A 13855-nucleotide genomic window follows, 5' to 3' on the forward strand; every position below is an offset into this window, starting at 1 on the left:
CTCGCGCTCCTTTCTCTGTGATTTAATAAGCAACGACGGCTCCGTCTGTTCGCGCTTCTGTGCCGCCGTATAATACACCGGTTTGTTCATCTCTTAAAATAATCTGCCCTCTTCCAAACGTATGTCTGCTCGTAGCCACATGAATATCATGCCCTTTGCGTTCTAATGCTTCTACAATATGTGAAGGCATTTCTTTTTCCACAAGAACCTTTTTATGTTCAATCCACTGCCATCTTGGTGCATCTAAAGCTGCCTGAGGATTTAGATGAAAATCAATCATATTCATGATGACTTGCACATGTCCTTGCGGCTGCATAAATTTACCCATTACACCAAATGAACCTACAGCACTTTTATTCTTTGTTAAAAATCCAGGAATAATGGTATGATAGGTTCGTTTTCCAGGCTCTAACCGGTTATGGTGCTGTGGGTCTAACGAAAAATTGTGCCCGCGGTTTTGCAGGCATATGCCCGTATTAGGTACGACAAGTCCTGAGCCAAAATCCATGTAATTACTTTGAATGAATGATACCATGTTTCCTTCTCCATCAGCTGTAGCCAAATAGATCGTGCCGCTATGAGACGGCTGTCCGGCTTCGGGAATAAGCGCTTTTTCACCAATCAGCCCTCTGCGCTTGTTTGCATAAGAATCATTCAACAAATCTTCAACTGCTACTGTCATTTTATCAGCATCTGTAATAAATTTTTGTCCATCTGCAAACGCTAGCTTCATAGCTTCAATTTGCTTGTGGTATGTATCGACAGAATCTTTGGCATCAAAAGAAAAACCTTTTAGCGTATTTAAAGCTAAAAGCGCAATAAGACCTTGGCCGTTAGGGGGTATTTCCCACACATCGTATCCTCGGTAAGAAGTTGAAATCGGCTTTACCCACTCTGCTTTAAAAGCTGCTAAATCCTCTTTTGCTAAAAATCCGCCGTGTTTTTTCGAAAAAGCTGCTATTTTATCAGCTAAATCCCCTCTGTAAAAAGATTCTCCATTCGTTTCGGCAATTTCAAGCAGCGTAGCAGCATGGTCTGGTGATCGCCACATTTCCCCTACCTTAGGAGCAGATCCATTGTTAGTAAATGTCTCAAACCAGTGTTTATATTCGTCACCTTTTAACGCGTGTGTAAATCGTTCAAACGCTCGTTCCCAATTGTACCCTAAAATTGGGGAGATTGGGAACCCTTCTTGCGCATAAGAAATAGCCGGCTGCAGCACTTCTTTTAACGGTAGCCGGCCAAAGCGTTTTGACAGCTCCACCCACGCACTCGGGGCACCTGGGACCGTAACAGGAACAAAACCGCGAGCCGGCATCTCTTTTATCCCCATGGCGCGCAGAGTCTCAATAGAGATAGAAGCAGGAGCAGGACCGCTCGCGTTGAGTCCATATAGTTCTTCATTTATCCACACAAGAGCAAATGCATCTCCGCCAATTCCATTTGAAGTAGGTTCTACCACCGTTAAACAAGCTGCGGAGGCAATAGCAGCATCTACTGCATTGCCTCCTTTTTTCAACATTTCAAGACCCGCCTGAGCGGCAAGAGGCTGACTAGTTGCTACCATTCCGTTTTTTCCAAACGTGCACGTACGCTGCGATGCATATGGGTGTGTGAAAAAGTATTCGCTCATAGAAAATCTCCTCTTTTCTTTATATGGTGAATAACGAATCTTTACAGACTAGACAACGCTACTTCTTCCTCATAAACTTCTAAAGCTGCTTGCAGAGCAGAACCTGCATTTACGCTTGCCCCGTTTCGAATAAGCACTGCTTCAAGACCGGCTAATGTAAAGAGAACGTTGTCTTTACGGCAGCTGTATCCCATTGTGCCGATACGCCATATTTTTCCGTGCATCGGCCCAAAAGAACTTGCGATTTCAATTCCAAATTGTTCAAGAAGCGTAGAACGAACTGCTTCCCCGTCAATTCCTAATGGAATTAAGACGCACGTAACGGTTGGAACTTTTGAGTGCTCATCGCCAAATAAAGATAATCCCATTGCTTTAATTCCGGCTACAAGTGCTTTTTCGTGGAGACGATGCCTTGCAAATCTTTCTTCTAACCCTTCTTCTAAAATAACGCGCAGTCCTTCTCTTAAAGCATAGAGCATGGACGTTGCTTCCGTGTGATGATTTAGCCTGCGCTCACTCCAATAGTCTTGAAGCTGACTCAAATCAAAATAGTTGCTGATAATATTTGGACGCAGACGAACAGTTTGAGCATCTGCTTTTGTCGCAATTCCTTTTTCAACTTTTTTACGTTCCATGATAATTTTTTCAATACGATCATTGTACGTAATAGGTGCCATACCCGACGGAACAGATAAACACTTTTGTGTACCTGCAATCAATGCGTCAATGTTCCACTCGTCTACTTTTACATCCGTACCGCCGATAGTAGCTACTGCGTCGACAATAAATAAAACATCTTGGTCGCGACATGCAGCACCAATTTCTTTAAGAGGCTGCATTCTTCCTGTAGACGTTTCGCCATGAACCATTGCAACGATTTTTGGGTTTACTTTTTTTATTTCCTGGATTACGGTCTCAGGGTCAAACACTTCTCCCCATTCGCATTCAATATTGTGTACCTCAGCTCCGTAGCGCTCGGCAATTTCCGTTAATAAATAGCCGAAGCGGCCGAAAATCGGGACGAATACTTTATCGCCCGGTTCAACTACACTTGCAAGAACTGCTTCAATCCCAGCTCTAGACGTTCCATCAACGGGAAAAGCCCATTTGTTTTTGGTTTGAAATAGCTCACGAAGCATTTCCATCGTTTCGTTCATAATGCGCGTAAATGCGGGGTCGAACTGACCTAAAATAGGTGTTCCTAATGCTCTTAATACGCGTGGATCTGCTTCTACGGGGCCTGGTGTCATAATCGTACGCGGCGGTGTATGAAGCTGTTTTGTTATAGTCATGTCAAATTCCTCCTAGTAGGCAAGTTTATATAATAGTTCTATTAATACCTTTACTCCTTTTTCTAACTGTTCTCCTTTGGTGAATTCCTTTGGGGAATGGCTGATTCCATCTTGGCTCGGGACGAATAACAAACATGTGGGAACTCTTCGCCCGAATACCTGCGAGTCGTGTCCTGCACCGCTTACTAATTCTCGGGAGGAGATATTCTTTTCCGAGGAAATAATTTTGGAAAGTTCAGATAATTGTTCGCTCATGGCAACAGGTTTTTCATCCATCCAGCAGTTGAGATTCACTTCTAAATCCCCTGCTGTTCGCTTGATAATTTCCTTCATTTCTCGTTCTGCTTCTTGTAAAACCTTATACTCATGATGTCTTATATCGACCGTGAATTCTACATATCCTGGTATTACATTCGGTGCATTTGGAGAAAGTGTAATTTTTCCAACCGTTACGTATAAAGCGTTATGATATTTTTCGCTCAATTCAATAAATGCCTTAGCGAGTTTGCAGCTCACATAAAATGCATCTTTCCGGATGTTCATCGGGGTTGTGCCCGCATGGTTACTTTCACCTTTAACAGATACTGTAAATCGTTTCTGCCCGACGATACTAGAAACAATTCCGATATCGCAATGAGACATTTCAAGCTGCTTTCCTTGCTCGATATGCAGTTCAATAAAAGAAGCGATGTCCGTGCGGTATGGCTCGCTGTGGAGGCCTTCTCCGAAATTGAGTTGTTTCATTGCGTCATCCAGCTTAACCCCTTCTTTATTTATAACATGTTTTGCATCACTTTTGCTGTGTAATCCATTCATATTACCTGATCCCCAATACGTAAGAGGAAATCTGCTACCTTCTTCTTCACAAAGTGATACGACCTCTAAGGTTTTTGTAGGGGAGCCATAATGCGCATATAGGTACTGCAGAGCAATGATACCTGCCACAACACCAAAAGCCCCGTCATATTTTCCTCCGTTTATCACGGTGTCGATATGGGATCCTGTTAAAATAACTTGTTGTTCTGGACCCGTTCCTTGCAACCGTCCAAATAAATTTCCTACATCATCGTAATACGTTTTGAGGTGAAGTCCCTTCATTTTTTCTTCCAATGCCTTTTGAGCTGCATTCCACTGTTCCGTATATAAAAGCCTCGTGACACCTTCTTTTTCATCTAACCCAAACTGTGACAACCAGCTAATGTTTTCTTCGATTTGCTGACAAAGCTTAGATTTTCCCGTCATATCTGCAACCATTGCTATCCCTCCTGCTATCTTCATTTTAAGAAAATGACTGATTGTTTTCATTAACACTTCCTACAATGATTTAGTGTTTTTTTGGCTATTATCACTAAATACACAAAGTCTTATATACGTTACTTTTTCTAACGTTATATGTTATTTATTTTATCTTACAGAATTAAATAAACTTCTTCATTAACAATTTATACATTTTTTTCTGAAAATTTTATTTATTTTAACTAAACTTTCTTATAAAATAGAAGGTAGATAAAAATACGCGCAGGGAAATGTGAGAATTTTTAACAAAAGGAGTAATGAATAATGGAACTACAAACTCTTTTACGCATTCCGATTTATGAGAAAGCATCTGTAGTAGCCGGACAAAAAGGGGTCACCCGCAAAGTACATAACGTCAATATGATGGACGCACCCGATATTTTATCTTTTTTAAAAGAAGGAGAATTTTTAATTACAACGGGTTATCACTTCAAAGAACATGAAGAAAGCTTAGCAAAACTTGTAGAAGGAATGGCTAAAAAGAAATGTGCAGGATTGGCCATAAAAACGAAGCGTTTTTTCGAACACGTGCCTGTTTCTATTTGTCAGCTAGCTGATGAACTTCACTTTCCAATCATTGATTTCCAAACGGACGAAACGTTAGGCGCGGTTATTAATGAATCTCTCAGCTTTATTTTAGATAAAAAAACAGCCGAGCTTCAGCAAGCGATGGTCACACATCAGCTATTTTCCTCCTACATCTTACAAGGAAAAGGCATTGAGAAAATTATGCAATCCATTCAAACGTTATGCAATGCTCACGTTGCCCTTTTTGATACCCATGGCCATGAACTCTTTTACACAAACAAACGCGAACCTTTTTCGCTCCCAATGGAAGAAGCGGTAGCGGGCGCTAAGCAGCTGTTTTTACGAACGTCAAAATATACAACCTTTTCCTTTTTGAACACAAAAAAAACCGTTACGCTTTTTCCGATTGCTACTCATACGAGAAAGTACAGTTATTTATTTATTGAACACCAAGTTTCTTTATCCGATTCAGCGCTCCTAACGATTGAACAAGCGACAAACGTTTTATCCTTCGAAATGATGAGACAGCAGGCTTTGTATGAAGCTGAAAGGCGACGAAAAAACGATTTTTTCAATCAGCTTGTTAACAATTATTATAAAACGCCTGAGGATGCTTCCTTTCAAGCACAGATGATGGGCTTATCAGCAGGAAACAGCTATATTTGCGCCGTTGGGAAAATTCATTCTACATTCACGCCTTACAGCGATGATGATATGATCTATGAGCTCCTTCAATATGAGTTATCAGCAGGTCCTACAGAGGCCGTTTTGTTTTTCTATGACAATCTTTACATTCTCTTGTTTACACCTCATTCTCAACCTATGATTATAGAATGCTTGCATCGCTTGCAGGAAGCTGTTTACCGTCACTATGATAAGCGAATGTCATTTGGAATTGGAAACCAAAGCCAATCCCTACTTACAATCGCTGATTCATATAAAGAAGCTGTTGAAGCTCTTGAAACCATCCATTTTAAAGATCAGTCAAAGCTTATTCAATTTTATCAGCCAAAACAGTTCAAAGAGCTGCTGAGGTTGCTTCCAGCAAACGATTTACAGGATTACTATTCTCAAACATTAGAAGGTTTGCTGCAGTACGATAAGAAAGATCGCTCCATCTTACTTGACACGCTTGAAACATATCTAAATTCCAATTGCCAAATCTCAGAGACTGCTAAGCAGTTATTCGTTCACCGGAACACGGTAATCTATCGAATCGAAAAATGCGAAGAGTTACTAAAAAGACCTATTCACACGTCAGAGGAAACCCTTCGGCTGCGCGTAGCTTTTCAAATTTTTTCTCTTGTGCATGCCAATTAAGTATAACTACAATAAAAAACGCCTGAGTAGATACTCAAGCGTTTTTTATTGTAGTGCATATTATTTATTTCGCTTTTAATTTAGACTGTACTGATTGTAATTTCCCAGCCATCGTATGATTTTCTTTATCACGGCGATCATCAATTCGTAAATTTGTACACACGCGCTGAATACCATTTTCAAAAGGTACTTCATGCATCTCTTGAACAATTTTTAGCAGCGTGCTTAATTCCCCTTCAATCAATGTATTCATAGGGGTTAATTGATATGTAATTTCATCTTCATGCTTGGCCAGCACTTTTTGAATATCAGCTACGTACTGACTCACGCTTGGCGTTTCCGTACCTACCGGAATAATGGTTACATCTACAATAGCCATGTTATACACTCCTTTTGTTTATTCTCCAATTATCATACCAAACGACACAAAAATTTCCTACTTTTACGTTTACGGTGCATAGAAAAAAGGAATAGTTATGCAACTACTCCTTTTTGTTACACTCTTATAGGTAACGCTTTGCTCCTAAGTAACGTTTTGACCAGTAAGAGTTGCTTAATGATGTGATTGTTACGCCTGTTGAAGAACCTGCATGCATGAATTGACCGTTTCCGATATAAATTCCAGCATGGCTAGCTCCTGGTTGGTACGTTTCAAAGAAAACGATATCTCCAGGCTGAGGTGAACTTACACGCGTACCAGTTTGATAGATACTAGAAACTGTACGAGGAAGACTTACACCTACTGCATTGCGATATACATAGTTAAGGTAACCACTGCAATCAAATCCTCCAGGCGCAGCTCCGCCCCAAACATAAGGTGTTCCCATAAAACGTTTACCGTATGAAATAACTTTTGAAGCTGAGCTTGAGCTTGTGCTGCTTCCTGTTGATGTTGAAGGTTTTGAGCTGCTTGAGCTGCTTGAGTTTAATTTATTTAGCGTATCCGGACCCGCTTCTCCGTCTACTAATAAACCATTTGCACGTTGAAATGATTTTACTGCACTTGTTGTAATTGAGCCAAAGTATCCTGTTACACCAGCTGAGAAGTAACCTTTATTTTTTAGTTTTTGCTGAAGGCTGCTTACTGCTGAACCTTTCATACCTTGACGTAAAATAGTTGAGCTGCTAGAGCTAGAACCGCCAGTTGAAGCGCTAGAACCCCCATTTTTTAATTTACTTAACGTAGCTGGACCCGCAATTCCATCCACAGACAGTCCATTTGCACGTTGAAATGCCATTACTGCATTCTTTGTAATTGAACCGAAGTATTGAGTTGTAGTTCCTTTAAAATAGCCTTTATTCTTTAGCTGTTGCTGTAAAGATTGTACGTTTGGTCCTGTTGAACCAACGCGCAGCAATGAGCTTGAGCTAACTGATGAACTTGATGAGCTTCCGCTTCCTAGCAGTTTATTAAATGTAGCTTGACCTGCAATACCATCTGCTGATAAACCATTTGCGCGCTGAAACGATTTTACTGCGCTAGTCGTGATTGAACCGTAATAGTTTGTTGTTGTACCATATGTAAAATAACCTTTGTTTTTTAATTTTTGCTGTAATTCTTTCACATCTGAATTACTTGTTCCTGGGTGCAGCGTAGCATCTCCTAAAGCAGCTTCACTAATTGTAGGTACTACTGTTAAAGATCCACATAACGCTAACGAATATATCAACTTTTTCATAAAAAAAGGTTCCTCCAATGCCATAATCTACTAATCTATAAGACGTTTACATTGTAACAACACATTATTACAAAATAACATCACTAATATTACATTTATGTTACAGGAAACGACAGTAGCGCAGCCGTATGGTGTATATTGTCGTAGTTTATTGTCGTTTAACACTTAATAAGTTCGACAAAAAAGCTAATATATTCCAATATTATTCCTTTTCCTACACTAATAATAGGTAAAAAATCACCCGTAACATTATCTTTATATTTCAAAAAAAACAATTTATTTTTTTTTGAAATGTGAAACTTTTTTTAAAATTATTCGTTTAGTGGATTTGTTCCCCTCTTCAGCAAAACAGCTTTTCTTCTAAAAATTTATATTATTTCCATATTAATGAATAAAAAAGCGCGTGCTGAAAAAAATAGTCTTGGTTATGTTTTAAATAAGGAGGATTATTTTATGAGCCATAAAGGCATTCATGGTACAAATGTTAGCGGATCAGGTGACTCGGAAGACAAACGCTATGCAAACGGAGAGAACGAGCAGACGCTTACGACGCGTCAAGGTCACCCCATTCGTGATAACCAAAATTCTCGAACGGTAGGCAACAGAGGACCTGCTACTCTTGAAAATTACCAGCTGATTGAAAAACTTTCGCATTTTGATCGTGAACGTATACCGGAACGTGTTGTTCATGCCCGAGGAACGGGAGCTCATGGATATTTTGAAACGTACGGAAAACTTGGGGACGAGCCCGTTGAAAAATATACCCGCGCAAAAATTTTTTCAGGAGCAGGCAAACAGACGCCCGTTTTTGTCAGATTTTCTACCGTAACTCATGGAAAGGACTCTCCAGAAACGATGCGAGACCCAAGGGGATTTGCTGTAAAGTTCTATACAGAAGACGGGAACTGGGACTTAGTAGGAAATAACCTTAAAATATTTTTTATTCGCGATGCTATTAAATTCCCTGATTTGATTCATGCTTTTAAGCCCGATCCTGTGACAAACCGTCAAGATACCGAGCGTATTTTTGATTTTATTTCTCATACACCTGAGGCTATGCATATGATTACTTTTTTATTTTCACCTTGGGGAATACCTGCTAACTATCGGCAAATGCAAGGTTCCGGTGTTAATACATATAAGTGGGTAAACAAAGATGGCGATGCCTTTCTTGTTAAATACCATTGGGAACCAAAACAAGGAATTAAAAATTTGACCCAAAAACAAGCAGAGGAAATTCAGGCTAAAAATATCAGTCACGCTACTCAAGACTTGTATGAAGCGATTGAGAGCGGCAACTACCCTGAGTGGGAACTTTGTATGCAAGTCATGGAAGACAGAGAGCATTCCGAACTAGATTTCGATCCGCTTGATGACACGAAAATTTGGCCGGAAGACCAGTTTCCATTTCTTCCAGTAGGTAAAATGGTCCTAGATAAAAATCCAAGCAACGTATTTGCTGAAACGGAGCAAGTCGCATTTGGTACGGGTGTGCTTGTGGATGGGCTAGATTTTTCTGATGATAAAATGCTGCAAGGAAGAACGTTTTCTTATTCCGACACGCAGCGTCACCGCGTGGGAACAAACTACTTGCAACTGCCTATTAACGCGCCGAAAAAACATGTAGCAACAAATCAACGAGATGGTCAAATGGCCTATCATGTAGATGCAGCTCCTGGTCAGAACCCGCATGTGAATTATGAGCCATCTTCTCTTGGAGGTCTTCAAGAAGCGCATGATTATCCAAAACCTCATCAGCCTTATGTTGAAGGGAATGTAAAAAAAGAAAAAATTGACCGTACAAATGACTTTAAGCAAGCTGGTGAACGCTATCGTTTATTAGAAGACTGGGAACGTGATGAGCTTATTCAAAACTTAGTAGACGGTTTAAAGTGCTGTCACCATACCGTTCAAACAAAGATGATTGAGCTTTTAACTCAATGTGATTTTGACTACGGCAATCGAGTAGCTAATGGTATCGGTCTTCTCATGCATGATGATGGTTCTTTAGAAATTGAAATGGGAGCAGAAATGACTCCTACATATGGGAAATTGCCAAAAGAAGGCGGTTCACCGTTAGGAAGCAACAAAGCTGCTGATGCGGTAGAAGAAGCTAATGAAAAAGGAAAAGACGCCCATCCTTATTAACAAAAAACATCCTGCAGCGACAGCAGGATGTTTTTTGGGTTAAACGCTTATGACCAAGTAACGGCAAACACGTGGTAGTCATTTTTTAACTGTGGCGCATCAATGGGTGTCCCGTGCTGATATCCTTGTGTAACTCTTTTAGGATGTAAGGGTTGAACCCATTCTTTCACTTGCTGGTTTGTACCATTTGCTAAAATATATACACAATCAGAAAATGCCCCGTCATTGTTTGGACTATCAACTTTTAGTACTTCCACTAACACATCTTGGACACACGTTTTTCTCTGAATACATGTAAGCGTATGGTAGATGATATCAGCGGACACATCGTTATTTAAACGAAAGCCCACCTTTTTTTGTTCAAAAAAAGACGAGAATGAGACGATTGGTAATGTCTTTTTTTGTTCATACGCTTGAGATAAAATCTTGACAAGAACTTCTCCACTCAAGATGATCCCTCTTTCTAAAAAACGCTTCATCACAACATATGTGAGCATTGGTTATGCTCATAGGATAATATATTATCATAGTTTAATTCTGTGGTGTTAGTCTTTTTTGGGGTTTTTACACTGGGAATTATACCCGCCTATTTCTTGCGTTTCCCCGACGTTCTCGCTACTAGCAAAAGAACGAATAATAAAATAAATACCCCTGCTCCTACAAACATATCGTACAAGAAATCCAGCATCATACTCCTCCTTTTCCTCCAAAAAAAACGCTGTTAAAACCAAGCGTTTTAACAGCGTTTTTTCGTTAGATAAAGCCTAGCATATTAATAAATACAATGATAATTAAAACAGGTGCGATGTATCGAATAGCAAGAAGCCATAAAGAGAACCAGCGCTTCACATTCGTCGAACCATGCTTAAACTCTTCAATTAACACATCTTTTTTCATCTTCCAAGGAACAAAGATGGCAATTAAAAGAGCACCGAGAGGCATAAGGATATTACTTACAAGAAAATCAAAAGCGTCAAAGATGCTTTTTCCAAAGATCGATACGTCACTTAATAAACCATACGATAGTGCTGAAGGTATTCCTACCACAAAGATTAGTAAGCCCGAAATCCAAGATAGCTTTATGCGCTTATGCTGCTCTCCTTTGGCTAATGAAGCAACAATAATTTCTAACATCGAAAACGCAGATGTTAAAGTAGCAAATAAAAACAGCGCCAAAAAGAAAGTTTGAAACACAATTCCGAACGGAAGCTGTTCAAAAATAGAAGGCAATACAATAAATAAAAGACCTGGTCCTTCCGTCGGCTTTACGCCCATTGAAAAGACTGCAGGGAAAATTGCCAAACCTGCTAGTAAAGAAATCAAAATATTTAACGCTGAAATTGAAATAGCCGATTTTGGCAAGTTTTGCTGTTTGGACAGATACGAACTGTACGTAACCATAACCGAAACGCCTACGCTAAGCGAAAAGAATGCTTGTCCCATTGCAAACAAAATGGTTTGGGAGGTAAGCTTTGAAAAATCTGGATACAAAAAGAAAGATACGCCTTCCATCGCTCCGTCTAATGTTAAAGAACGAATAATAATAATAATAAATAAAATAAAGAGAGCAGGCATTAAAATTTTGTTTGCTTTTTCAATACCATTTTGAATACCTCTTGCTACTACAACAATTGTTAAAAGAAGAAAAACAAATTGAGAGATAACAGCATTTGTTGGATTAGCAATGGTGGAGTTAAATAAACTCCCGTAGTCACTTACTCCATTGAGCTGACCCGTGACGCTTGCAAAAATATATTGTAAAATCCATCCTCCTACTACACTATAGAAAGATAATAAAATGAAGCATGTAATCACGCCTAAATACCCGATTCCTTTCCAAAGAGAACCGGGAGCAACTGCATCATAAGCACGAATTGCTTCTTTTTGTGTATGTCTACCTAGTACAAATTCAGCAAGCAAAAGCGGCAAACCAATAATTGCTGTAAACAAGATAAACAGTAAAAAAAAGGCCCCTCCTCCGCTTGTTCCGGCTACATAAGGAAGTTTCCAAATGGCTCCGATTCCAATTGCTGAACCGGCGGATGCCAAGATAAAGCCGAGTTTTGATGTCCATTGTTCGTTTTGACTCATGTTTTCTCACCATTTTTCTTTATTTATTCTGATTTGTCATACTATATCACACAACCCTGCTGTCGAAAAGGGTTTTTGTTGTTTTAACCCCCATCATGTGTTATGAATAGTATGTAGGTTTCATGATTTATTTTCGTAACTAAAAAAAGTTTGACAGTTAGAGGTACAAAAAATGACAAATCAACAAGTAATACAGCAGCAATTTTTAGATAAGTTCCTTGACTTTATCTTAGTAAAATGTCCAAACTGTGAACTATGTGCGCGAGTTGTAAAACTGGATAAAAAATTGAGCGGGTCAACGCACTCATGCACGTGTCCTCACTGTGGTTATCTAGACGTCATCAGCGCTGAGGGCCAAGGACCGTTAGAACTTTCTGAAGCAGTAGATCCTTTTTTTCAGCTTCCGCTTTACTTGGAAACAATCTGCCCTGAACGTCGACTTTGGGCTTATAACTTAGATCACCTTCAATATATTGAATCTTATATTGAAGTTAAAACATGCGGGGCTTGTTTCGACGAGCTGTCGGTTGAACACTCATTGCCAGATTGGGTAATTCATAAGCAGGAAGAAGCACTAAACGAAATTCAACGTTTAAAAGACACCGTCTTTTGCACATTCAAATGAAGATAGAAAAGAAACGTTGCCAAAGAGGCAGCGTTTCTTTTTTACGAAGAACTTTCTTCGGTAAGTTTTCTTCGATAGTCCCCGGCCTTGTCGAACTCTTTTGCGGTGCCGACGAAAAAGTAGGTTACCGTATGATTTTTGTTACCTTGAGTCGTGCCATGAATCATCTTCCCTTGCTTCAATTGCTTTCGCTCTCCATTTTTATTTACATAGAAATATTTATTTCTTGCCCAGCCGCCGCCGCTTAAAAGCGTTTTGGTTTTCCCGACTCCCTGCTCGTTTACTTTAAATACAGTGTAGTCTCCTTCTGTCTTGCTAGGATTTCCGTTATCTTTATCATATTCGACCATAACCCATCCTTTGTACCCTTCTGGTATAAGGAAAATGCTCGGTTGAGACGTTTCATCTGGACGTCCACATCCAGATGCGATTACGATCAATAAAAACAAAATGAGCCACCTTTTCACTTTTCCCAACTCCTTTCTTAATAAAAGACGTGTCTCTATACTGCTTTTAGTTTTTGTTGAAGGTAAGATTATATTCTTTTTGCACCCCTCAATTTTTCCCAGTTTATCCAGTCAAATATGCTATATTTACGTATTGTTTGTCACACACTATTAGCAGGCGTTTACAATTTATATGGGAGGATAACAAAAATGAGCTATGTTTTTTTATTTATTTTGCTCTTTGTCATTCCGCTTTACACACAGCAAAAAATTGTTCGTGCCGACCGTGAAAATACACGTATATTATTACTAAGTGAACACGAGCAATCTGGACATAAAAAAAGCGATTCCCCGTAAAACAGGAATCGCCTCCTTTTAATATGTTAAGCTTCCAGCGACAATAAGGCCAACGGCTATCGATGCTGCAAAAAGAGTTACTCCAACCGCTACATTTCCTTCTTCTACTTTTTTGGCTAGGCTCGTTTTAGGCGTCATAATAAATTCAATAATCCAATATGTCACTACTTGAGTAATGATACCTACTACTCCCCAAAGAGTTGCATCTACCAAATTTAAGCTGTTGCTCCACACAGTGAAAATGACAATAGCAAGCCCAATTCCTTTTCCCCATAACTTCAAAGCGACTGCGACATTTCCTTTTTTTATGAGTTCACGATCATTAAATTTTGTTGTTAATTCAAATACGATTACTCCGATAAATAATAGCACTAATCCTACCGCTACGTGAGATAAAAAACTCCCTATACTAGCCCAATCAATCCATTGTGTCATTTTTA

The 13855-nt window shown here is 39.5% G+C and carries 12 protein-coding genes and 1 pseudogene; 4 read left to right on the plus strand and 9 right to left on the minus strand.

Annotated features, from left to right (window positions below; genetic code table 11):
* Positions 1-22: 22 nt before the first annotated feature.
* The 3 genes from ggt to allC are packed head-to-tail and all read right to left on the minus strand — an operon-like array spanning position 23 to position 4179.
* Positions 23-1633: a gamma-glutamyltransferase gene (gene ggt / locus LJY09_RS15330; RefSeq protein ID WP_028412784.1), complete on the minus strand. Its 1611-nt coding sequence runs from the start codon at positions 1631-1633 to the stop codon at positions 23-25.
* A gap of 41 nt (positions 1634-1674) precedes the next feature.
* A complete protein-coding gene (locus tag LJY09_RS15335) occupies positions 1675-2925 on the minus strand; it encodes a pyridoxal-phosphate-dependent aminotransferase family protein (RefSeq protein ID WP_028412783.1) in 1251 nt (416 codons plus the stop codon).
* A 12-nt stretch (positions 2926-2937) separates the two neighbouring features.
* Complete coding sequence (gene allC / locus LJY09_RS15340; RefSeq protein ID WP_224980593.1) at positions 2938-4179, minus strand: allantoate deiminase; 1242 nt, start codon at positions 4177-4179, stop codon at positions 2938-2940.
* A gap of 306 nt (positions 4180-4485) precedes the next feature.
* Here allC and LJY09_RS15345 point away from each other — a divergent pair, with 306 nt between their 5' ends.
* On the plus strand, positions 4486-6069 hold the full coding sequence (locus LJY09_RS15345) for a PucR family transcriptional regulator (RefSeq protein WP_028412781.1): 1584 nt from the start codon (positions 4486-4488) through the stop codon (positions 6067-6069).
* Between the two features lie 64 nt (positions 6070-6133).
* Here the strand turns inward: LJY09_RS15345 and LJY09_RS15350 are convergent, their stop codons facing one another.
* A complete protein-coding gene (locus tag LJY09_RS15350; protein WP_013057706.1) occupies positions 6134-6448 on the minus strand; it encodes an MTH1187 family thiamine-binding protein in 315 nt (104 codons plus the stop codon).
* Between the two features lie 124 nt (positions 6449-6572).
* Complete coding sequence (locus tag LJY09_RS15355) at positions 6573-7748, minus strand: C40 family peptidase (protein WP_155010029.1); 1176 nt, start codon at positions 7746-7748, stop codon at positions 6573-6575.
* Between the two features lie 453 nt (positions 7749-8201).
* Here LJY09_RS15355 and LJY09_RS15360 point away from each other — a divergent pair.
* Positions 8202-9726: pseudogene (locus LJY09_RS15360) on the plus strand (catalase); the annotation flags it as partial.
* Between the two features lie 217 nt (positions 9727-9943).
* Here the strand turns inward: LJY09_RS15360 and LJY09_RS15365 are convergent.
* Entirely contained in the window at positions 9944-10345 is a 402-nt protein-coding gene (locus tag LJY09_RS15365) for a hypothetical protein (RefSeq protein WP_224980258.1), read from the minus strand.
* A gap of 304 nt (positions 10346-10649) precedes the next feature.
* A complete protein-coding gene (locus LJY09_RS15370; RefSeq protein WP_028412777.1) occupies positions 10650-11987 on the minus strand; it encodes a sodium-dependent transporter in 1338 nt (445 codons plus the stop codon).
* Positions 11988-12159: 172 nt separating this feature from the next.
* Here LJY09_RS15370 and LJY09_RS15375 point away from each other — a divergent pair, with 172 nt between their 5' ends.
* Positions 12160-12612 (plus strand): hypothetical protein, encoded by a 453-nt coding sequence (locus LJY09_RS15375; protein WP_028412776.1) that lies wholly within the window; start codon positions 12160-12162, stop codon positions 12610-12612.
* Positions 12613-12653: 41 nt separating this feature from the next.
* Here LJY09_RS15375 and LJY09_RS15380 read toward each other — a convergent pair whose 3' ends face one another.
* Positions 12654-13079, minus strand: a complete 426-nt coding sequence (locus LJY09_RS15380) for a DUF6843 domain-containing protein (protein ID WP_033580617.1) — start codon at positions 13077-13079, stop codon at positions 12654-12656.
* 189 nt (positions 13080-13268) lie between these two features.
* On the opposite strand from LJY09_RS15380, the gene LJY09_RS15385 reads away from it, so the two are divergent.
* Positions 13269-13415 carry a hypothetical protein gene (locus LJY09_RS15385; protein ID WP_165351762.1) on the plus strand — a complete coding sequence of 49 codons (147 nt, stop codon included), beginning with the start codon at positions 13269-13271 and terminating at the stop codon, positions 13413-13415.
* An 18-nt stretch (positions 13416-13433) separates the two neighbouring features.
* On the opposite strand, the gene LJY09_RS15390 is transcribed toward LJY09_RS15385, so the two are convergent.
* Positions 13434-13850, minus strand: a complete 417-nt coding sequence (locus tag LJY09_RS15390) for a DUF350 domain-containing protein (protein WP_034327662.1) — start codon at positions 13848-13850, stop codon at positions 13434-13436.
* Positions 13851-13855 lie beyond the last annotated feature (5 nt).

Origin of the sequence: Priestia sp. J2, from assembly GCF_020790095.1 — a bacterium.
In the GTDB taxonomy this organism is placed as follows: domain Bacteria; phylum Bacillota; class Bacilli; order Bacillales; family Bacillaceae_H; genus Priestia; species Priestia zanthoxyli.

What these genes read in the sequence shown, in the direction of transcription:
- LJY09_RS15345 (WP_028412781.1), top strand. Translation starts at nt 4,486, where the DNA reads ATGGAACTACAAACTCTTTTACGCATTCCGATTTATGAGAAAGCATCT.
- LJY09_RS15355 (WP_155010029.1), bottom strand. Translation starts at nt 7,748, where the DNA reads ATGAAAAAGTTGATATATTCGTTAGCGTTATGTGGATCTTTAACAGTA.
- LJY09_RS15335 (WP_028412783.1), bottom strand. Translation starts at nt 2,925, where the DNA reads ATGACTATAACAAAACAGCTTCATACACCGCCGCGTACGATTATGACA.
- LJY09_RS15390 (WP_034327662.1), bottom strand. Translation starts at nt 13,850, where the DNA reads ATGACACAATGGATTGATTGGGCTAGTATAGGGAGTTTTTTATCTCAC.
- LJY09_RS15385 (WP_165351762.1), top strand. Translation starts at nt 13,269, where the DNA reads ATGAGCTATGTTTTTTTATTTATTTTGCTCTTTGTCATTCCGCTTTAC.
- LJY09_RS15370 (WP_028412777.1), bottom strand. Translation starts at nt 11,987, where the DNA reads ATGAGTCAAAACGAACAATGGACATCAAAACTCGGCTTTATCTTGGCA.
- allC (WP_224980593.1), bottom strand. Translation starts at nt 4,179, where the DNA reads ATGGTTGCAGATATGACGGGAAAATCTAAGCTTTGTCAGCAAATCGAA.
- LJY09_RS15350 (WP_013057706.1), bottom strand. Translation starts at nt 6,448, where the DNA reads ATGGCTATTGTAGATGTAACCATTATTCCGGTAGGTACGGAAACGCCA.
- LJY09_RS15375 (WP_028412776.1), top strand. Translation starts at nt 12,160, where the DNA reads ATGACAAATCAACAAGTAATACAGCAGCAATTTTTAGATAAGTTCCTT.
- ggt (WP_028412784.1), bottom strand. Translation starts at nt 1,633, where the DNA reads ATGAGCGAATACTTTTTCACACACCCATATGCATCGCAGCGTACGTGC.